We start from the raw sequence: 19682 nt of genomic DNA on the forward strand, positions 1-19682 counted from the left end.
AGGAATCGTCGACAGTTAGACGAAGTGACGTGAGCCAACGGGAAAAATTTAAGCCCGAGCTGCCTCGCTCATGGCACGGCAGGCACAGGCCTGACGTCAATTCGGTAAGGTTCGAAGATCTTCAGCAACTCGCCACTGTCGCGCAGGTCCGAGAGCAAGCCGGCAAATGCCGCACCGCTGATGGGGGCCTTGGGGCGGATCAGGGCGTAGTGGCGATAGATCTGATCAATTCGCTCCGATACCAGGAATTTCCCGGCGATATCGAGGTTGTACACCAGGAAATCGCTGAGGTAAGAGCGCGTCACTAATGCGATATCGGCGCGGCCACGGGCGACCATCAGCAAGTTACTGTCATGGGAATAGGTCAACGTGGCATTGAACTGACGCGCCATGTTCTTGGGATCGGGGTTGAAGTCGGCAAAGGCATAGTGATAACCGCTGAACACTGCCAGGCGCTTGCCGGAAAGATCGGCGAAATACGACTGCTCACGACCGGGCGCACGCAGGGCGACAAAGACTTCCGCATCCTCCAGGCCCATATCGACTGCTGTATGAGGAATATCCTGCCAACCCCACTGCGGGTTTTCGAAGATCGCCATGTCGACCCGGCCCTGCTGGAAATCACGGAAACGCCGGGGAATCGAGGTCGGCACCAGCACAAACCGGTAGGCGGTTTGTCGACGATTCAATACCTCCACCAACTGCGGCAGTAAGCCGGTGTCTGCGCCCTGCTCCGGACGCACGGTATAAGGCGGAAAATGCGCGGCACCAATCCTTACCAGTTGCGCCGCCGAAACCGGCAGTTGCCAGAGCATGCCCATCGCCAACAATGAAAGTCCCGCAGCCAGCCGCAATGGCGAAAACATCAAGGCACACACCGTTCAAAACTGTAATCTCGCTAAGCTAGGCGTTTTCACCTGGCGAGACAACTTTATCCCTGACAATTAATCGCTTGCGCGGGGTCTCTAGTCGGACTTCAGGAGCAGTAGCAATGCCTGGTCAGCCAGTTGCTCCAGAGTCATGCTGCCTTGGGCGCGGAACCACGTGGTGGTCCAGGATAAGGCGCCGGTTAGAAAACGCCGGGTGATAAACACATCGCCCTTGATATACCCGGCCTGCCGGGCTTCACCGAGGACCTGCAACCAGATGTCTTCATAGACATCACGCAGCGCCAGCACCTGGGCCTGGCCTTCGGCCGACAGCGAGCGCCATTCGTAGACCAGCACCGCCATCGCTTCGCCGCTGCCGCCCATGATCGACTGCAATTCGCAGCGAATCAGCGCCAGCACGCGCTCACGCACGTTACCGGCCTCTGCGAGGGCGGCGCGCATCAGCGCGGTGTTGTAAAGAATGGTTTCCTCCATCACCGCCCGCAGGATTTCATCCTTGCTCTTGAAGTGGTGAAAAATACTCCCGGACTGAATTCCCACCGCACTGGCCAGATCACGCACCGTGGTGCGCTCAAAACCTTTGTTGCGAAACAGGTGAGCCGCGGTTTGCAGCAACTTGCCCCGGGCACTCTCGGGGTCGGTCAGTTGCCCACCGTCCACCATGCCGCGCATTACCAGCAGGGCTTTTTGCTCATCCATGCTGCTCTCCTCAACTACTTTGATTGCGTCATGGCCGGCAATTTAGGCCGTGACGGCCACCCAAGCAAGCGCTTGGGTAAAAGTTACCAGCATCGTTTACAAACCAAGCGCTTGCTTGGTAGTCTCCAGCCAGCGATTTCAGAGAAGGACTTCTCATGCACAAGACCGTTCGTATCGGCTGCGCCAGTGCATTCTGGGGCGACACCTGTACCGCCGCCGCACAGTTGGTGCAGGGCGGCGCGCTGGACTATCTGGTGTTCGATTACCTGGCGGAAGTCACGATGTCGATTCTCGCTGGAGCACGAATGAAGGATCCCCAGGCCGGCTACGCCACGGATTTCATCGAAGTCCTCGCACCGCTGCTGGCCGACATCCAGCGCCAGGGCATTCGCGTGATCAGCAACGCCGGCGGCATCAACCCGCAAGCCTGCGCCGCCGCGCTGCAAGCCGCCTGCGACCAGGCGCAGATCCCGCTGAAAATCGCCGTGTTGCTGGGCGACGACCTGCAACCGCAGCTCAAACAGCTACAAGGCGCTACCGATATGTTCAGCGGCGCACCTCTGCCACCGATGTGCGTTTCCATCAACGCCTACCTGGGCGCGCCGGGCATCGTCCAGGCGCTGCAACTGGGCGCCGATATCGTGATCACCGGCCGCGTGGTCGACAGCGCCGTGGTCAGCGCCGCCCTGGTGCATGAATTCAACTGGTCATGGCAAGACTATGACCGGTTGGCCCAGGCCGCGTTGGCCGGCCATATCATCGAATGTGGCGCCCAGTGCACCGGCGGCAATTTCACTGATTGGCGCGACGTGCCGGATTACGAACACATCGGTTTTCCGATTGTCGAGGTGGGGGCCGACGGGCACTTCAGCGTTACCAAAGTCGACGGCAGCGGCGGGCTGATCAGCGAGCTGAGCGTCGCTGAACAACTGTTGTATGAAATCGGCGACCCACGCGCTTATCTGCTACCGGATGTGATCTGCGACTTCAGTCAAGTCCAGCTGCAACAACAGGGCGAACACCAGGTGCGCCTGCACGGCGCGAAAGGCTTGCCGCCCACCGGCCAATACAAGGTCAGCGCGACGTACCCCGATGGTTTTCGCTGCACCGCCAGTTGCCTGCTGGCCGGCATCGACGCGGTAGCCAAGGCCGAGCGGGTCAGCCAGGCGATCATCAACAAGACGTCGGCACTGTTCAGCCAGCGCGGCTGGGCGCCCTACTCCGAGGTCAATATCGAACTGCTGGGCAGCGAAGCCACCTACGGCGCCCACGGCCGACGCCAGGATTGCCGCGAAGTGGTGCTCAAGCTGGCGGTGCGTCATCCGACTAGACAAGCGCTGCTGCTGTTCGCCCGGGAGATCGCCCAGGCGGCCACCGGCATGGCGCCTGGCCTGACCGGCATTGTCGGGGGCCGACCGACTGTGTATCCGCTGATCCGCTTGTTCTCGTTCCTGATCGACAAGTCCGCGTGCGAATTGAGCGTCGACTTTCAAGGCGAGCGTCACCCGTGTGCGCTGCCTGGGGCGGCGTCCATGCAGACCCCGCACGCGCCGATTGCTCCAGCCAAACCCGAAGGTCGCGCCGACGCCAGCGTGGCGCTGGTGAAACTGGCCGTGGCCCGCTCCGGTGACAAGGGCAACCACAGCAACATCGGGGTGATCGCGCGTCGTCCGGAATACTTGCCGTGGATTGCCGAGGCGTTGACGCCAGAAGTTATCGTCGACTGGATGAGTCACGTTCTCGACCCGGTTCACGGTCGCGTGGAACGTTGGTATCTACCCGGCAGCCACAGCCTGAATTTTCTCCTGGAAAACGCTTTGGGCGGTGGCGGGATCGCCAGCTTGCGCATTGACCCTCAAGGCAAGGCGTTTGCCCAGCAACTGCTGGAAATTCCCATCGCCGTACCGCAACACCTCGCTGATCAACTTAATTAAAGGACGCACGCCGTGGCCTTCGACTCGATCTTCAAAGCCGACCTGTTCCACGAGCAGACCGTGATTGTCACCGGTGGCGGCAGCGGCATCGGCCGCTGCACCGCCCATGAACTGGCGGCGCTCGGCGCCCATGTGGTGCTGGTCGGACGCAAGCCTGAAAAGCTGCAAGACGTCGCGCGGGAAATTACCGAGGATGGCGGTCGTGCCACTTGCCAGGCTTGCGACATTCGCGATGAAGAGGCGGTGAAAGCCCTGGTCAGCCAGATCATTGAAGCGCACGGCCCGATCCATGGGCTGGTGAACAATGCGGGCGGCCAATATCCATCGCCTCTCGCGTCGATCAATCAAAAAGGCTTCGAAACGGTACTGCGCACCAATCTGGTCGGCGGGTTCCTGATGGCGCGGGAAGTGTTCAACCAATCGATGAGTAAACACGGCGGCGCCATCGTCAATATGCTCGCGGACATGTGGGGCGGCATGCCCGGCATGGGTCACTCGGGCGCGGCGCGCTCAGGCATGGACAACTTCACCAAAACTGCCGCATTCGAGTGGGGTTACGCCGGGGTGCGGGTCAACGCGGTGGCGCCGGGCTGGATTGCCTCAAGTGGCATGGACACCTACGAAGGCGCGTTCAAGGCGGTGATCCCGACCCTGCGCGAACACGTACCGCTCAAGCGCATCGGCACCGAATCGGAAGTCAGCGCGGCGATTGTGTTTCTGCTCAGCCCCGCCGCCGCGTTCATCAGCGGCAGCACGTTGCGCATCGACGGTGCCGCCAGCCTCGGTAGCCGCGCCTGGCCGTTGCACAAGGCCCAATCTGCGAACGCTTCCTTTAACGGCTTTCACCGGGCGTACCTGCCGGATGTGCTCAAGGGGGAATAAGTCATGCCGGTCATCGACTCACCACTCGACACCCACAGTGCGCAATTCGCCCGCAACCACGAAGCAATGCGCACCGCCATTGAGCAGTTGCGCCAATTGGAACAAAACCTGTTGAACAAGGCCGCCGAGGCCAAGGTCAAGTTCGAGAAACGCGGGCAATTGCTGCCACGCGAACGCCTCAACCTGTTGCTTGACCCCGGCGCGCCATTTCTCGAACTGGCAAGCCTGGCCGGCTACAAACTGCATGACGACAAGGACGGCAGCACCGCAGGTGGCGGGTTGATCGCCGGGATTGGTTATGTCAGCGGTGTGCGCGTGCTGGTGGTGGCCAACAACAGCGCGATCAAGGGCGGGACCATATCACCTTCGGGCCTGAAAAAATCCCTGCGCCTGCAACAGATCGCCATGGAAAACAAACTGCCGGTGGTGACGCTGGCGGAAAGCGGTGGCGCTAACCTTAATTATGCGGCGGATATTTTCGTCGAAGGCGCGCGCAGTTTTGCCAATCAGGCGCGCATGTCGGCCATGGGCCTGCCGCAAATCACTGTGGTGCATGGTTCGGCCACGGCCGGTGGCGCTTATCAGCCAGGATTGTCGGATTACGTGGTGGTGGTACGCGGCAAGGCCAAGCTGTTTCTCGCCGGCCCTCCGCTGCTCAAGGCCGCCACCGGCGAGGTGGCGACGGATGAAGAACTGGGTGGCGCCGAGATGCACGCGCACGTCGCGGGCACCGCCGAATACCTGGCGGAAAATGATGCAGACGGTGTGCGCATCGTGCGCGAGATTGTCAGCCTGTTGCCGTGGAATGACGCGTTGCCGCTCAACCCTGCGCGCACTTATGCCGAGCCGCTGTACCCGATTGAAGAACTGCTGGGACTGATCCCTGACGATCCGAAACACCCTTACGACGTACGGGAAATCATCGCCCGCGTGGCCGACGCATCCAACTTTCTGGAATTCAAAAGCGAGTTCGATGCCCATACGGTCTGCGGCCACCTGCACATCCAGGGCCGCGCCTGCGGTTTTATCGGCAACAACGGTCCGATCACACCCAAAGGTGCAAGTAAGGCGGCGCAGTTTATCCAGCTGTGCGACCAGAGCCAGACGCCCTTGCTGTTTTTCCACAACACCACCGGTTTTATGGTCGGCACCGAATCAGAACAGCAAGGTGTGATCAAACACGGCGCAAAAATGATCCAGGCGGTAGCCAATGCCCGCGTGCCGAAGCTCACCGTGGTTGTCGGCGGCTCATATGGCGCCGGCAACTACGCCATGTGCGGCCGTGGCCTCGATCCGCGCTTTATCTTCGCCTGGCCCAACAGCCGCACGGCGGTAATGGGCGGTGCCCAGGCCGGCAAGGTGCTGCGGATCGTCACCGAGGCCAAGCAATTGAAGGACGGCGTGGTGCCCGATCCCAAGGTGCTCGACTTGCTCGAGCAGGTCACCGCGCAAAAGCTCGACAGCCAATCCACCGCGTTGTATGGCAGCGCCAATCTGTGGGACGACGGGCTGATTGATCCACGGGACACTCGCACGTTACTGGGTTTCCTGCTGGATATCTGCCACGAAGCGCAGGCGCGACCACTGCAATCCAACAGTTTTGGTATCGCGCGGTTTTAACGATCAGGAGCAGAACAGAAATGATCTTAACCCAGGAACATGAAGCATTGCGTCGCACCGTCCGCACCTTCGTCGAGCGCGAGATCAACCCTCACGTCGACGCCTGGGAGAAAGCCGGGCGCTTTCCGATCCACGAGATTTTCCGCAAGGCCGGCGACCTCGGCCTGCTGGGCATTTCCAAGCCGCAGGCTTTCGGCGGCATGGGCCTGGACTACAGCTACTCGATTGTCGCGGCCGAAGAATTCGGCACCATTCGTTGTGGTGGCATCCCGATGTCCATCGGCGTGCAGACTGACATGTGTACCCCAGCGCTAGCGCGCTTCGGCTCCGACCAACTGCGCGATGAGTTCCTGCGCCCCGCCATCAGCGGCGAACAGGTGGGCTGTATCGGTGTTTCGGAAACCGGCGCCGGTTCCGACGTGGCCGGCCTGAAAACCCATGCCCGCAAGGATGGCGACGATTACGTGATCAACGGCAGCAAAATGTGGATCACCAACTCGCCCAGCGCTGATTTTATCTGCCTGCTGGCGAACACCTCCGACGACAAGCCGCACATCAACAAATCTTTGATCATGGTGCCGATGCACACCCCGGGCGTGAGCGTCAGCCCGGCCCTGGAAAAGCTCGGCATGCACAGCTCGGAGACCGCCCAGGTGTTTTTCGATGACGTGCGGGTGCCCCAGCGCAACCGGATCGGCCAAGAAGGTGCGGGCTTCATGATGCAGATGTTGCAGTTCCAGGAAGAGCGACTGTTCGGCGCCGCCAATATGATCAAGGGCCTGGAATACTGCATCGACAGCACCATCGAGTACTGCAAGGAACGCCAGACCTTCGGCAAGGCGTTGATCGACAACCAGGTGATCCACTTTCGCCTGGCCGAATTGTCCACCGAGATCGAGTGCCTGCGGGCGCTGGTGTACCAGGCTACCGAGCAGTACATCAAAGGCCAGGACGTGACACGACTGGCCTCGATGGCCAAGCTCAAGGCTGGACGCCTGGGCCGGGAAGTCAGCGACAGTTGCCTGCAATACTGGGGCGGCATGGGGTTTATGTGGGACAACCCGGTGGCCCGCGCCTATCGCGATGTGCGCCTGGTGTCGATTGGCGGCGGTGCCGACGAAATCATGCTGGGGATCATCTGCAAACTGATGGGCACGTTGCCGGGGAAAAAGTCGTGATGTGCTGTCAAACGCTGTTGCTGGAGCCCCACAACGGCGTGCTGCACATCACCCTCAATCGTCCGCAGAGCCGCAATGCCATGAGCCTGCAAATGGTCAGTGAGTTGCGCGCCGTGCTGGCGGACGTCGCCTGCGACGATCAGGTGCGGGCGCTGGTGATCAGCGGCGCGGGCGGGCACTTCTCGGCGGGCGGCGATGTAAAGGACATGAGCGGCGCCGCCAGTCACGAGGCGTTGCGTGATTTGAACCGGGTCTTCGGGACGCTGCTGCAAGAGCTCGAAGCGCTGCCGCAGGTGGTGATTGTGGTGCTGCAGGGCGCGGTGCTGGGCGGCGGCCTGGGTCTGGCGTGTGTGAGTGATATCGCGATGGCCGATCATCAAGCGCAGTTCGGTTTGCCGGAAACCAGTCTCGGTCTGCTGCCGGCGCAGATCGCACCGTTTGTGGTCAAGCGTATCGGCCTGACGCAGGCGCGCCGGCTGGCGTTGACCGCAGCGCGGTTTGACGGGGTTGAGGCAGCGCGGCTGGGGCTGGTGCATTTTGTCGAGCAGGATGCGCAGGGATTGGCGCAGCGACTGGATGAGGTGCTGGACCAGGTTTTGCGTTGCGCGCCACGGGCGAATGCGCGAACCAAGGCGTTGCTGCTGGAAAGTCTCGGACAGCCGTTGGGGCCTGTGCTGGATCAGGCGGCGCAGTGGTTTGCCGAGGCGGTAAGTGGGGAGGAAGGGATCGAAGGAACTCGGGCTTTTGTGCACAAGCGCAAGCCGCGCTGGGCTGGATGAAACCTCCATATGTGCCGTTGAAAAAACCCGGCTTCGCGAACGCACTCTCCCCGTAGGAGCGAGCTTGCTCGCGAAGGTCGTTAACGATAACGCGGGAAAACGGGTACTCCACGGTGCCCTCAGGTTCTTCACGAGCAAGCTCGCTCCTACAGGGCGTTATCGCGAACGCGGATCTGTACACCATCAAACAAAGGGGTTCCCAATTGCCCAGTTTCCAGAAAATCCTGATCGCCAACCGCGGTGAAATCGCCTGTCGCATCCAGCGCACCGCCCAGAAACTGGGTTACCGCACCGTAGCGGTATACAGCGATGCCGACGCCAACGCCCTGCATGTACAAATAGCCGACGAAGCCGTCAATATCGGCCCGGCACCTGTACATAGCTCCTACCTGAACATCCCGGCCATCCTTGCAGCCGCGCGCATCAGCGGCGCCGATGCGGTTCATCCCGGCTACGGTTTCCTCTCGGAAAACGCCGGGTTCGCCAGCGCCTGCGCCGACGCCGGGCTGGTATTTATCGGCCCCAGCGCCGCAGCCATCGAGCTGATGGGCAGCAAGCGCCAGTCAAAAATCGCCATGCTCAACGCCGGTGTCCCGTGCATCGCCGGCTATCAAGGCAGCGCGCAGGACGACGCTACGCTGCAACAGGAAGCCGATCGCATCGGCTATCCCCTGATGATCAAGGCCAGCGCCGGCGGCGGCGGACGTGGCATGCGCCTGGTACACAGTGGCGAACACTTGCTGGAACAGTTGCACACCGCGCGCTCCGAGGCCTTGAATGCCTTTGGCAGCGACGAACTGATCCTCGAACAGGCACTGATCGAGCCGCGCCATGTTGAAGTACAGCTGTTCGGCGATGCCCACGGCAACCTGATCCACCTCGGCGAGCGGGACTGTTCCGTACAACGGCGTCATCAGAAAGTCATCGAAGAAGCGCCCTGCCCGGTCATGACCGCAGCACTGCGCCAAGCCATGGGTGACGCGGCGCTCAAGGCCGGGCGCGCAGTGAATTATGTCGGCGCCGGCACCGTGGAATTTCTGCTGGACAAGGGTGGCCGATTTTACTTCCTGGAAATGAACACCCGCTTGCAAGTAGAGCACCCGGTAACCGAGCTGATCACCGGCCTGGACCTGGTGGACTGGCAACTGCAAATCGCCGCCGGCCTGCCCCTGCCCTTGCGCCAGGAGCAGCTGACCCTTAACGGCCACGCCATGGAAGTGCGACTCTACGCCGAAGACCCGAGCGAGAATTTTCTGCCGCAAACCGGCGATGTGCTGCGCTGGGAACCAGGCACCGACGTGCGGATCGATCATGGCTTGCTTGAAGGCCAGCGAATCAGTCCATTCTACGACCCGATGCTGGCCAAGATCATCGCCCATGGCGCAACCCGTGAAGAGGCACGGCGTAAACTGCTGCGGGCGGTGGAAGACTGTGTATTGCTGGGGGTGGTGAGCAATCAGTGGTTGCTGGCGGATTTACTCAAGCATCCGCGCTTTATCGCCGCGGATTTTAGTACCGGGTTTATCGGCGCGCACTTCAGCGAAATCACCGCCCGACAGATCACCAACGAACAACTGGCGGTGGCTGCCGCATTGTTTTACCGACACAGCGCCCGGGTGCATTCCCCGCCGTTGGCCGGATGGCGCAACACCGCGAGTGCACCTTGCAGCTACCGCCTGGCGGTCGAGGATGAAATCAGCGAAGTGAGTATCAGCGCACTGGCTGACAATCACCTGCAAATCGCCGGTGTCGAGATTCGTGACCTCGATACCGACGGACGCTGGGCTACCCTGACCCTCAACGGCATCCGCCGTCGAATTGCCTATCACCTGCAAGACGCACAACTCTGGTTCTGCGTTACTGGCAGCAGCCTGCAGGTGATCAATCGAACCCAAGTCGTGGCCAGCCGCCTGGCCGAAACCCACAGTGGCACGGTAAAGGCGCCGATGGACGGCGCCATCGCCCTGGTGCAGGTGCGCGAAGGTGATTCAGTGCGTAAAGGCCAGCTGCTGCTGGTGCTGGACGCGATGAAAATGGAACACCCGCTCAAGGCCGGCATCGACGGAGTGGTCAAGCAGATTCAAGTTTCGACAGGCGATCAAGTGCGCAATCGCCAGGTATTGCTGCTGATTGAGTAACCCCTGAGCGGAACTACCAGACTTGGCTACGCTCTATCCCCATCAGGAAAGGAATAGTACGGGAACCTGCGATGCCTCATTGGCTGATTATTGATCTTGAAGCCACAACGGATGAAGGCGGCTGGCCCGTGACCGAGATGGAAGTCATCGAAATCGGTGCAACCCTGGTCAATCGCCAGGGCCGCGAGCTGGACCATTTCCAGCGCTTCGTGCGACCTCTGCGCCGTCCGTTGCTGACGCCATTCTGCCGCCAGTTGACGCACATCAGCCAGGCTCATATCGAAGGCGCCGCGCCGTTGGGCGAAGTCTGGGCGCTGTTCGAGCGCTGGCTCGGGCAGCATCGGTCGCGCCTGGAAGGTTGGGCCAGTTGGGGCGACTACGACCGTCAGCAACTGGAGATCGAGTGGCAGCGCCACGGCCTGCCCAGCGTGCTCAGTCAAACGCCGCATATGAACCTCAAGCAACGTTTTGCCAAGGCTCGGCGCCTGGACAAGCCCCTGGGGCTCAACGCAGCGCTGCAACTGGCGGGGATGCAGTTCAACGGCCAGCAACACCGGGCACTGGAAGATGCACGCAACACTGCGCGCCTGCTGCCGTTGATTTTGCCCGTGTAGAAGGCATACTGGCCGGCCTTTCTTGCCCCTTTTTTCGAGGATTCGCCCATGTTCAAAGTCAATGAGTACTTCGACGGCACCGTCAAGTCGATCGCTTTCGGCACTACCGAAGGTCCGGCGACCATCGGCGTCATGGCCCCGGGCGAATACGAGTTCGGTACCGCTCAGCGCGAGATCATGCACGTCGTGTCCGGCGCCTTGACCGTCAAGCTGCCGGGCAGCGACAGCTGGGAAACTTTTAAAACCGGCAGTCAATTCAATGTGCCCGCCGACAGCAAGTTCCAGTTGAAGGTTGAGGTGGATACCGCTTACCTGTGCGAATACCGCGCCTAAGCTTTTTGCGTTCAAAAAAAAGCCCGTCTGCTGTGAGACGGGCTTTTTTCATTGCGCGATCAGCTACTCCAGAATCGTCACCGGCATCCCGACCTCAAGGTGACCCGCCCCCTCGTTGACCAGGTTCTGGCCAAACAGAATGTCACCGTCCCGCTCACGGTAAGTCTTGAGCGTGGTCAAGGGTTCACGGTCTTCACTGCGCGCTCCGGTTCGAGGATCAAGGGTGGTCAGAATGCAGCGCGAGCAGGGCTTGACCACGCGAAACTCGACATCACCGATCCGCACCCGCTTCCAGCTGTCTTCGGCAAACGCCTCACCACCTTCGACCACCAGGTTAGGGCGAAAGCGCAGCATTTCCATGGGGCGGCCGATACGCTGCGACACGTCATCAAGGGAAGCCTGGCCGATGAGCAGCAAGGGGAAACCGTCGGCGAAAGCCACCTGATCATCATCCTTGCCATATCCGGCTGCCGTGGCACGTGCGCGTTCCAGCGGGAGATGTACCAGGCGCGTGGGCTTGCCGATGAAATCACTGACCCAGGCTGCCGCGGCGTCGCCGGCGTCGGGAACCCGAAAGGTGTCGCGCCAGAGGGTGACGCCACGCAATTGAGCCTCAACCCCGGGCAACGGCACATCCATTGCCGGAATGTCGGTGGCGCTCAAGGTCAAGCCTCCGTCGGCGTTGCAGAGCGCAGACAACTGGCTCATCCGCGCCACCGCACGCTGACTCAGGAAACGCCCGCTGGCCTCGTCAACCAACATCCAGCGTCGATCCCCATTCAGCCCGAGTTTATCCAGACCGATATGCTGCAAGGTTTCGCCCCTGCCAGACTTCAACGGGTACCGATACAACGCGCTAAGACGCAGCATGAGCCTGCTTTCCTATGGGCAAAACCGTCACCCTATATGAGCCCGTGGAGAGAATCAAAAAGATCAGGACGCCGCTTCATCCAGCATCAGGCGCTGACGCACCACATCCACCAGCTTGTCTGGCTGGAATTTGGAGAGGAAGTTGTCGCAGCCAACCTTTTTCACCATCGATTCGTTGAAGCTGCCCGACAACGAGGTATGCAGCACCACATACAGGCTACGCAGGCGCGGGTCGTTGCGGATCTCGGTGGTCAGGCGATAACCGTCCATCTCAGGCATTTCGGCATCGGTGAAAATCATCAACAGCTTGTCAGTCATCACCTGGCCGCTGTCTGCCCAACCTTTGAGCATATTCAAAGCCTTGAGGCCATCACTGGCGATGTGCATCTTCACCCCCAACTGGCCCAGCGTGTCGCGCAATTGCGACAGCGCCACATTGGAGTCATCCACCAGCAGCACTTCGCGCCCACGCGCACGTTCAAGCACGGGGTCGTCCAATTTTTCACGGGAAACCTTGGCGTTGTAGGGCACGATTTCCGCCAGGACTTTCTCCACGTCGATGATTTCCACCAACTGGTCGTCGACCTTACTGATGGCGGTCAGGTAATGCTGGCGGCCAGCGCTGGTCGGCGGTGGCAGGATCGCTTCCCAGTTCATATTGACGATGCGATCGACGCCGCCCACCAGGAATGCCTGCACCGAACGGTTGTACTCAGTGACAATAATGGTGCTGCCAGGGCCGGGCACCAATGGCCGCATGCCGATGGCCTGGGACAGATCGATTACCGGCAACGTCTGGCCACGCAAATTGACCACTCCACAGACAAAGGGATGACGTTGCGGCATCAGCGTCAGCTTGGGTAATTGCAGGACTTCTTGCACCTTGAACACGTTGATTGCGAACAACTGGCGCCCGGCCAGGCGAAACATGAGGAGCTCCAGGCGATTCTCACCCACCAATTGCGTGCGTTGATCTACCGTGTCGAGAATGCCGGCCATTAAAGACTCCTGATGCGCGAAAGAATTTTACTGCTCTATTAGGAAGGTTATCGGCGGCATTTGCCGGACCTTGATTCCCCCTAAAATGCCATGCAAATACATTGATGTCACACTGACATCATGGTTTACTGAACTCACTTCTGCCTTCGACCTCAAACACAGGGTCGCGACCCTGAATTCGCCACGAGGTTCCGCTTCGTAGGGGATTCCCTTAGACGCAATCAGGCCTAACCTGATATTCGCGATATCCAATAGCCATTAATGTGACGCCATTCTCATTGCAATGAATGGAGTCAGGCTTTTGTTTGCTATCGCAAGCCCACGGCCCATAGGCCTTCCAGGCACCCACGCCTTGGCAACCATCGTTAGTTCAACGGCCCCCAGGGACACACGTCGCTGCGCTGATCACCTCAATAAACGCACTACGAAAAAATCAGAAGAAAACTACAAATTCCGGTCATATTCCAACGGTAGCTTACAGCTCTTGCCCCCGTGTGATACCTCATCATCTGACCGTATGTTGTGGAGATTTTCCTGATGAACGACGGTAAAGAGTGGCAAGACACGCTTCCCGAATTCCTTCTGGAGGCTGAAATGCTGCTGACCAAGTCTGAAGAATGCTTAAGTCACCTGCGCCAGTTCCGAAACGATAACGACGCCATCGACTGCTTGAAAGGCAGCCCGCTCAAGTTGGCGGAAAAAGCCGACGCCATGGCGTTGAGCGCCATCAGCACATTCCCACGGCGTCTCCTGAGTTTGTTCGGCAACGCCCAGAATCCCCTGCAGCTCCACGATGAAGCCCTGAAGGTGTTACACGACTGCTTGAATCTGATGGCTTGGCAACTGGAATTGATCGACCCCAAGACCGGCAAACTCAGCCTCGATGAAAACGAACAAACAGCATTGATTGCAACGGCAATCCAACAGATTCCCCAAATAGGCCTCGAGTCCCCCGCTCGACAAACGCTTTCACACACCGCCTGACTCTTTTTCAAATTTAGTTCGTCGATATCTGTAGATGTCGTCTTCGACGCTGCAGGTATCTGAAAACGACAACTAAATCCCCCATCAGTACGCCTCGAGAAAAATAAACGATGGGTATGATCGGGCAATAACGACACAACACAAGATGAAACATATAAGTTATTCAGCGAAACGCTAACGGAACGCCTATGCAGCGGCCCTTGTTGATCCGTGAGACCGTTCGAGAACAGCACCGGGCGACCAATGGCAGTGGTTAGTGGTACTATCCCGCGCTTGGATCGCCGAACTTCATGATGCAAGAAAACATGAAAAGCACCTCGCGCGCCCATCGAACTCAACGCCATGTCGACCCGAATCGGATTATGCCCCGCACGTGTTTTCCAAACAGCGCCCGGCCGAACTTCGTGACGGGTCTTCTACCCGCAGCGAACATCCATTGGCTCCAACCGTTATGCATGCCAGTCTCAAGTCCCTCATTGCAAGGTCCGTGTCCCGACGCAATGCACGCTGGATGACGCTCGGCCTGTGTATCAGCTCGACCCTGGCCAGTCTGTGGACGTACGCACACTCCGCTCCGCTGCCAATCGCCGTGCTGATCCTCAACTTGACGGTTCTGGCCGCTATCGGCTTGCAACAGTGGCGTTCGCGCAAGGCCATCAAGTTCCAACCCCAGGAGTTGGCCGACCGGCTGCTGCAAGTCCAGGAAAACGAACGCCACCGTCTCAGTCGCGAATTGCACGACGACATCGGCCAACTGCTGACCGCTGCCAAGCTGCAAAGCGACTGGCTCAAGCGCCGCTTGCCGGAAGAGCTTCGAGAACCCTGCGCCGTGTTGTGCAATACCTTGAACGAAACCCTGGCCAAGGTGCGAGACGTTTCCGCCATTCTCAATCCACGGCAACTGGCCAGCCTGGGTTTGGAGGCAAGTCTGCGGGCGCATCTGCTCAAGACGCTGGAACATACGTCAGTCCACTGGAGCCTGGAATGCCAGCAGCGGCTGAACGGAATTTCCGAAGAGACAGCCGTGGCGGCCTTTCGCATCACCCAGGAAGCAGTGACCAACATGCTGCGCCATGCGCAGGCGCGTAACCTGCTGGTACGCCTGCAACGCCAGCCCGAGGGCCTGTCGCTGTTTGTCAGCGATGACGGTGAAGGGTTTTCCCCTGCCGTCAATCCTGGCCGGGAAGGACAGCGGGGCATGGCCGGCATGGCCGAGCGGGTTGATCAACTGGGAGGCACGTTATCTGTCATTAGCCAACCGGGCAAAGGAACACGGATCGAAGCGCTTTTCCCCTGGGCTCCGCGCGTCCTCGAACGGGCCAATCCCCATAAGGTTCTAGAGTGATCTGCAACTTACTGCTGGTGGATGACCACATATTGATCCGGGCCGGGGTGCGCGCACTGGTCATGGACCTTCCCGATTACGCAGTGATCGGCGAAGCCGATGACGGTGCGCAAGTACTGGAACAGTTCCGGACGCTGCAACCGGATATCGTGCTGCTGGACTTGTCGATGAAACATACCAGCGGCCTGGATGCCCTGCAGCAGCTCAAGCACGCCTATCCCAAAAGCAAAGTGTTGATCCTGTCGATGCACACCGACCCGGAACTGATCATGCGCGCCCTGGAGTCAGGCGCCCATGGCTACCTGCTCAAGGACACCACCGCCAACGAGCTGGAGCACGCCTTGCAAGCGCTGCGCAATAACGAGCGCTATTTGAGCCCTGCGATCGCCCACACGGTCATCAGCCAGGCGCTGACCCGTAATCAAACCGAGATTATGCCGCCCGTGCATAACCACAACCTGACCGTGCGGCAGTTGGAAATCCTGCGGCTGATCGTGCGCGGCAAGTCCACCCGGGAGATCGCCAACGGCCTGGGCCTGAGCATCAAGACTGTGGAAGCCCATCGCTCGCAAATCATGAAACGCTTGCAGATCTTCGACATCGCAGGCCTGGTGTTGTTTGCCGTGCGCGAGCAGATCATCAGTCTGGACGACTAGCCAACAACGCTGAATCCACGGGCAGGTGGACGTTCAGTGCGCCGGGCAACACTTCAAAACGCAAGTCATTGCCGCTGAGTGGCTCGCCGTCGAGGTTGATATCGAGCCCTTCGGAGACCTTGATTTCAACCCAAGGCAACCGCGCGCGGACAAACAGGTTGTCCAGCCCCCAACCGTCAGTCATCAGGCTGCGCAGGGTGCCGACCACTTCCTGAGGCGCGGGCAGAATGCTGATATCCAGCAAGCCATCATTCGCCAGGGCGCCCGGACATAATTCATGACCACCGCCGGCCTGACGTCCATTGCCGATACCCAAGGCCAGCAGCTCGCCGCGCCAATGGAAATCCGGCCCCTGCAATTCGCCATAAGCCGCGTGCAATTCGCTGAAGCGGGACAAACCGGTAAACAGATAAGCCGCCCCACCCAGCACCTTTTTCAATTCCTCGGACGTATTCGCGGTGACCTGACTGCCAAAACCGCCGGTCGCCATATTCAGAAAAACCTGCCCGCCGACCTGTCCCAGATCGATCGCACGCGCTGGCACATCCAGTAGCGCGAGCGCCTGATCAGGCTCCAGCGGCACACCGGCGGCACGTGCAAAGTCATTGGCGGTACCCAAGGGCATTAGCACCAGGCTGGCTTCGGTCTTGGCCAGGGCCATGGCTTCGGCCACATCGCGCAGGGTTCCGTCGCCGCCGCCGGCAATCAGTTGCGTATAACCGGCCTCAAGTGCCTCGCCCACCAAGCGGTGCGCATCGCCGCCCTCCCACGTCACCCGTACCGCAAGATCCCAACCCTGTTCGCGCTTGCCTTGCACGGCTGCCCGCACGTCCTCATTGAGGGCTTGCTTGCCGTGCAGAATCAACAATGCCTTGGGCTTGCTCATGGGTGATGCTCCTGTCGTTTAAAGGGATCTGAGGAATGTTGACCTTCAAGATTGGGAAAAAAGCCATTGGCGACGAATTAATTCATCAACCCAACACTTCGCTCAAAGGTATGAAGTTGACACGGTCCCCCTCCTTCAACGTCGTGCCTTCCAGCACTTCCACCAAGCCTTCGGCCCACGCGGCACTGCGCAACACGCCGGAGCTCTGATTGCGGTAGATAATGGCGCGCCCGTGCTCAAGGCGTCCGCGCAAATACTCACGACGATTGCCCGGTTTGGGCCAGGCAAACCCCACCGGCACTTCAAAGCGCAGCGGCTGCACCGCTTCGACGCCTTGGCGACGCAACAGATACGGCCGGGCCAGCAAGGCGAACGTCACCAGCGTGGAGGCCGGATTGCCCGGCAAGCCGATCACCGGCACGCCCTGGAAGTGACCGAATGTCAGGGGTTTGCCGGGCTTGATGGCCAGCTTCCACAACACCAGCTCGCCCTCCTCGCGCAGCGCCACACCGAGAAAGTCAGCCTCGCCTACCGAAACACCACCAGTGGACAAAATCAGGTCTACCGAATCCAACGCCGCCAACCGGGTACGAGTCTGCTGCAGATCGTCGGGTAAGATGCCAGCATCGATCACCTCACACCCGAGGCGCGCCAACCAACTGCACAGCAGGCGTCGATTACTGTTATAGATCTGCCCCGGGCCGAGTGGCAGGCCCGGCTCGATCAGTTCGTCACCGGTAGACAACACCGCCACACGGACGCGTCGCACCACCTCCAGTTGATCGCACCCCAGGGAGGCGGCAAGGCCCAGCTCGATCGGGCCGAGTCGTGTACCGGCGGGCAAGACTTCTTCGCCCACCGTGGTTTCCTGGCCCTGTGGCCGGATGTTCTGCTCGACACGCAACGCTTGGGTAAAAACCACCCGCTGATCCGCCTGGACCTCGGCGTTTTCTTGCATCTCCACGCAATCGGCGCCCAGCGGCACCGGCGCGCCGGTGAAGATTCGCGCGCACGTGCCCGGCGACAACGGCTCAGGTGCAGCACCGGCGAAAATCCGCTGGCTCACCACCAGTGGCTCGCCCGTCCAATCGGCCAAGCGCAACGCATAACCGTCCATGGCACTGTTGGGCCAGGGCGGCAGGTCGAGCGTGGAAATCAGTGCCTGGGCCAGGACGCGGCCATCGCATTCAGCCAGCGGCAAGCGTTCCCGCTCGCTGATCGGCGCCGCTGCGGCCATCGCCAGCAAGCGCTCAAGCGCTTCCTCCAGCGGCATCAGGGCGCCGCTCTTGCCGGGCTTATCCACGGGATTCACAGGGCGCGGCTTGCTTCAGATGCGCGACGAAATTGCACGGGCGATGACGCGCATCCAACTGTTCGGCGAGAATCCCGTCCCAACCGGTACGCACCGCATTGGTGGAGCCTGGCAGGCAGCACACCAGAGTGCCATTGGCCAACCCGGCCAACGCTCGCGACTGCACGGTGGAGGTGCCGATATCGGCCACCGAGATTTGCCGGAACAGCTCACCAAAGCCATCCACGTGCTTGTCCAACAAACAACTCACGGCTTCCGGAGTGCTGTCGCGACCGGTGAAGCCGGTGCCGCCCGTGATCAACACCACCTGCACCACCTCCTCGGCGATCCAGTGGGCGACTTGCGCGCGGATTTTATAGAGGTCATCTTTGAGCAACACCCGCTCGGCCAGACGGTGACCGGCAGCAAGCAGACGGTCTACAAAGACCTGCCCGGAAGTATCGGTTTCCAGGGTGCGGGTATCGCTGACAGTCAGTACAGCGATATTCAGAGGTACGAAAGGCGCATCAGCCTTGGCTTTCATGGCTTGGTCCGGTTGTCGAAGAAACAGCCCGATGTTATATCACAGCCCCCTATTTCACTGCCGCAGCGGAGCCGTCATGTCACTCGATTCTTCCCTCATTCCTTGCTCGATCCTGCTGCTGGCCGGCGGTCGTGGCCAGCGCATGGGCGGTCAAGACAAAGGCTTGCTTGACTGGCAAGGACAACCGCTGATTGCCTACCTGCATCGTCTGGTGCGGCCATTGACGGATGACTTGATCATCTCCTGCAACCGTAACCAGCCACAGTACGCCGCCTACGGCGATCGCCTGGTCAGCGATGACAGCCCCGACTTTCCGGGCCCGCTCGCCGGTATCCGGGCCGGGCTGGCAGCAGCTCGCCATGCACACTTGCTGGTGCTGCCCTGCGATGTGCCGCAAATCGACGCAGCGCTGTTGAACGCCATGCTCGAAAAAACCCGGCAACATCCACAGGTGCCCTTGATGCTGCGGCACGGTGACTTTTGGGAGCCCTTGCTCTGCGTCATTCCGACACAGCTTCGCGCGCGTGTTGAAATCGCCTGGCAGGCCGGAGAGCGCAGCCCGCGGCAGATCCTGTTGCAACTGGGCGCCCAGGCCCTGGTTTGCGCGGAAAATGATCCGCGCCTGGACAATTTCAACACACCAGAATTGTTGCACCCCCGGCCCAGCGTGTCAGAATGAAGCTTGCACAAGGAACTTTGCCCGCGTTCCATACGTCACACGTTCGGTAATCAAAACAGAATTCTCTCGGAGACAGACTCATGACCCAACGGACCATCGCCGCTTTCATGCTTGCACTGGGCCTCGCTACCCTTGCCGGTTGCGCCTCGCCAACAGTGATCACCCTGAATGACGGTCGCGAAATCCAGGCCGTCGATACCCCTCAGTTCAACGAAGACTCCGGTTTCTACGAATTCGAACAACTTGATGGCAAGCGCACCCGGATCAACAAGGATCAGGTTCGCACCGTTAAGGACCTGTAAGTCTTGATGCAGATACAACGAAGCCCGCTTTTTAGCGGGCTTCGTTGTATCTGGCGCCT

The 19682-nt window shown here is 60.1% G+C and carries 19 protein-coding genes and 1 pseudogene; 13 read left to right on the forward strand and 7 right to left on the reverse strand.

All coding sequences use genetic code 11. The annotated features are described in order from the left end of the window. Window positions 1-68: 68 nt before the first annotated feature. Window positions 69-866 carry a substrate-binding periplasmic protein gene (locus BLU75_RS13335; RefSeq protein WP_084378238.1) on the reverse strand — a complete coding sequence of 266 codons (798 nt, stop codon included), beginning with the start codon at window positions 864-866 and terminating at the stop codon, window positions 69-71. A gap of 99 nt (window positions 867-965) precedes the next feature. Further along, on the reverse strand, window positions 966-1589 hold the full coding sequence (locus BLU75_RS13340; protein ID WP_084378237.1) for a TetR/AcrR family transcriptional regulator: 624 nt from the start codon (window positions 1587-1589) through the stop codon (window positions 966-968). 155 nt (window positions 1590-1744) lie between these two features. Between BLU75_RS13340 and BLU75_RS13345 the strand changes: the two genes are divergently transcribed. The 8 genes from BLU75_RS13345 (at window position 1745) to ppnP (ending at window position 11067) form a co-directional block, all read left to right on the forward strand. After that, entirely contained in the window at window positions 1745-3523 is a 1779-nt protein-coding gene (locus BLU75_RS13345) for an acyclic terpene utilization AtuA family protein (RefSeq protein ID WP_084378236.1), read from the forward strand. A gap of 12 nt (window positions 3524-3535) precedes the next feature. Further along, window positions 3536-4405, forward strand: a complete 870-nt coding sequence (locus tag BLU75_RS13350; RefSeq protein ID WP_084378235.1) for an SDR family oxidoreductase — start codon at window positions 3536-3538, stop codon at window positions 4403-4405. A 3-nt stretch (window positions 4406-4408) separates the two neighbouring features. Beyond that, window positions 4409-6025: a geranyl-CoA carboxylase subunit beta gene (gene atuC, locus BLU75_RS13355; RefSeq protein ID WP_084378234.1), complete on the forward strand. Its 1617-nt coding sequence runs from the start codon at window positions 4409-4411 to the stop codon at window positions 6023-6025. Window positions 6026-6045: 20 nt separating this feature from the next. Further along, window positions 6046-7203, forward strand: a complete 1158-nt coding sequence (atuD, locus tag BLU75_RS13360) for a citronellyl-CoA dehydrogenase (RefSeq protein WP_084378233.1) — start codon at window positions 6046-6048, stop codon at window positions 7201-7203. Further along, window positions 7203-7982 (forward strand): enoyl-CoA hydratase/isomerase family protein, encoded by a 780-nt coding sequence (locus BLU75_RS13365; RefSeq protein WP_084378232.1) that lies wholly within the window; start codon window positions 7203-7205, stop codon window positions 7980-7982. Before atuD ends, BLU75_RS13365 begins: the two co-directional genes overlap by 1 nt. A gap of 203 nt (window positions 7983-8185) precedes the next feature. Beyond that, on the forward strand, window positions 8186-10120 hold the full coding sequence (locus BLU75_RS13375) for an acetyl/propionyl/methylcrotonyl-CoA carboxylase subunit alpha (RefSeq protein ID WP_084378230.1): 1935 nt from the start codon (window positions 8186-8188) through the stop codon (window positions 10118-10120). A 71-nt stretch (window positions 10121-10191) separates the two neighbouring features. Further along, on the forward strand, window positions 10192-10734 hold the full coding sequence (locus BLU75_RS13380) for a 3'-5' exonuclease (protein ID WP_084378229.1): 543 nt from the start codon (window positions 10192-10194) through the stop codon (window positions 10732-10734). 48 nt (window positions 10735-10782) lie between these two features. Further along, the gene (gene ppnP, locus BLU75_RS13385; RefSeq protein ID WP_084378228.1) at window positions 10783-11067 is read left to right on the forward strand and encodes a pyrimidine/purine nucleoside phosphorylase; all 285 of its coding nucleotides are present in this window, start codon (window positions 10783-10785) and stop codon (window positions 11065-11067) included. Between the two features lie 63 nt (window positions 11068-11130). Here ppnP and BLU75_RS13390 read toward each other — a convergent pair whose 3' ends face one another. Next, the gene (locus tag BLU75_RS13390) at window positions 11131-11937 is read right to left on the reverse strand and encodes an MOSC domain-containing protein (RefSeq protein WP_084378227.1); all 807 of its coding nucleotides are present in this window, start codon (window positions 11935-11937) and stop codon (window positions 11131-11133) included. A 63-nt stretch (window positions 11938-12000) separates the two neighbouring features. Continuing rightward, on the reverse strand, window positions 12001-12936 hold the full coding sequence (locus BLU75_RS13395; protein WP_084378226.1) for a chemotaxis protein CheV: 936 nt from the start codon (window positions 12934-12936) through the stop codon (window positions 12001-12003). Window positions 12937-13473: 537 nt separating this feature from the next. Between BLU75_RS13395 and BLU75_RS13400 the strand changes: the two genes are divergently transcribed. From BLU75_RS13400 to BLU75_RS13410, 3 genes are all read left to right on the forward strand, one after another. Then, window positions 13474-13920, forward strand: coding sequence for a hypothetical protein (locus BLU75_RS13400; RefSeq protein ID WP_084378225.1), 447 nt, complete (start codon window positions 13474-13476; stop codon window positions 13918-13920). 451 nt (window positions 13921-14371) lie between these two features. Then, the gene (locus tag BLU75_RS13405; RefSeq protein WP_084378224.1) at window positions 14372-15265 is read left to right on the forward strand and encodes a sensor histidine kinase; all 894 of its coding nucleotides are present in this window, start codon (window positions 14372-14374) and stop codon (window positions 15263-15265) included. Continuing rightward, window positions 15262-15921, forward strand: coding sequence for a response regulator (locus BLU75_RS13410; RefSeq protein ID WP_084378223.1), 660 nt, complete (start codon window positions 15262-15264; stop codon window positions 15919-15921). The genes BLU75_RS13405 and BLU75_RS13410 overlap by 4 nt, the downstream gene beginning before the upstream one ends. On the opposite strand, the pseudogene yegS reads toward BLU75_RS13410, so the two are convergent. The 3 genes and pseudogenes from yegS to moaB all read right to left on the reverse strand — a co-directional run. Then, window positions 15883-16807, reverse strand: a pseudogene (yegS, locus tag BLU75_RS13415) (lipid kinase YegS); the annotation flags it as partial. The gene BLU75_RS13410 and the pseudogene yegS overlap by 39 nt on opposite strands. An 85-nt stretch (window positions 16808-16892) precedes the next feature. After that, window positions 16893-18080, reverse strand: coding sequence for a molybdopterin molybdotransferase MoeA (locus BLU75_RS13420; protein ID WP_165447461.1), 1188 nt, complete (start codon window positions 18078-18080; stop codon window positions 16893-16895). A 22-nt stretch (window positions 18081-18102) separates the two neighbouring features. Then, window positions 18103-18642 carry a molybdenum cofactor biosynthesis protein B gene (gene moaB / locus BLU75_RS13425; RefSeq protein WP_084378221.1) on the reverse strand — a complete coding sequence of 180 codons (540 nt, stop codon included), beginning with the start codon at window positions 18640-18642 and terminating at the stop codon, window positions 18103-18105. A gap of 76 nt (window positions 18643-18718) precedes the next feature. Between moaB and mobA the strand changes: the two genes are divergently transcribed. Further along, window positions 18719-19321, forward strand: coding sequence for a molybdenum cofactor guanylyltransferase MobA (gene mobA / locus BLU75_RS13430; protein WP_084378220.1), 603 nt, complete (start codon window positions 18719-18721; stop codon window positions 19319-19321). Window positions 19322-19401: 80 nt separating this feature from the next. Next, window positions 19402-19623: a YgdI/YgdR family lipoprotein gene (locus BLU75_RS13435; RefSeq protein ID WP_084378219.1), complete on the forward strand. Its 222-nt coding sequence runs from the start codon at window positions 19402-19404 to the stop codon at window positions 19621-19623. The last annotated feature ends 59 nt before the right edge of the window (window positions 19624-19682 follow it).

It is taken from the genome of Pseudomonas mucidolens (assembly GCF_900106045.1).
In the GTDB taxonomy this organism is placed as follows: Bacteria; Pseudomonadota; Gammaproteobacteria; order Pseudomonadales; family Pseudomonadaceae; genus Aquipseudomonas; species Aquipseudomonas mucidolens.

Coding starts and splice junctions, on each gene's coding strand:
- BLU75_RS13335 (WP_084378238.1), bottom strand. CDS start 866: ATGTTTTCGCCATTGCGGCTGGCTGCGGGACTTTCATTGTTGGCGATG.
- BLU75_RS13340 (WP_084378237.1), bottom strand. CDS start 1,589: ATGGATGAGCAAAAAGCCCTGCTGGTAATGCGCGGCATGGTGGACGGT.
- BLU75_RS13345 (WP_084378236.1), top strand. CDS start 1,745: ATGCACAAGACCGTTCGTATCGGCTGCGCCAGTGCATTCTGGGGCGAC.
- atuC (WP_084378234.1), top strand. CDS start 4,409: ATGCCGGTCATCGACTCACCACTCGACACCCACAGTGCGCAATTCGCC.
- atuD (WP_084378233.1), top strand. CDS start 6,046: ATGATCTTAACCCAGGAACATGAAGCATTGCGTCGCACCGTCCGCACC.
- BLU75_RS13365 (WP_084378232.1), top strand. CDS start 7,203: ATGTGCTGTCAAACGCTGTTGCTGGAGCCCCACAACGGCGTGCTGCAC.
- BLU75_RS13380 (WP_084378229.1), top strand. CDS start 10,192: ATGCCTCATTGGCTGATTATTGATCTTGAAGCCACAACGGATGAAGGC.
- ppnP (WP_084378228.1), top strand. CDS start 10,783: ATGTTCAAAGTCAATGAGTACTTCGACGGCACCGTCAAGTCGATCGCT.
- BLU75_RS13390 (WP_084378227.1), bottom strand. CDS start 11,937: ATGCTGCGTCTTAGCGCGTTGTATCGGTACCCGTTGAAGTCTGGCAGG.
- BLU75_RS13395 (WP_084378226.1), bottom strand. CDS start 12,936: ATGGCCGGCATTCTCGACACGGTAGATCAACGCACGCAATTGGTGGGT.
- BLU75_RS13400 (WP_084378225.1), top strand. CDS start 13,474: ATGAACGACGGTAAAGAGTGGCAAGACACGCTTCCCGAATTCCTTCTG.
- BLU75_RS13405 (WP_084378224.1), top strand. CDS start 14,372: ATGCATGCCAGTCTCAAGTCCCTCATTGCAAGGTCCGTGTCCCGACGC.
- BLU75_RS13420 (WP_165447461.1), bottom strand. CDS start 18,080: ATGCCGCTGGAGGAAGCGCTTGAGCGCTTGCTGGCGATGGCCGCAGCG.
- moaB (WP_084378221.1), bottom strand. CDS start 18,642: ATGAAAGCCAAGGCTGATGCGCCTTTCGTACCTCTGAATATCGCTGTA.
- mobA (WP_084378220.1), top strand. CDS start 18,719: ATGTCACTCGATTCTTCCCTCATTCCTTGCTCGATCCTGCTGCTGGCC.
- BLU75_RS13435 (WP_084378219.1), top strand. CDS start 19,402: ATGACCCAACGGACCATCGCCGCTTTCATGCTTGCACTGGGCCTCGCT.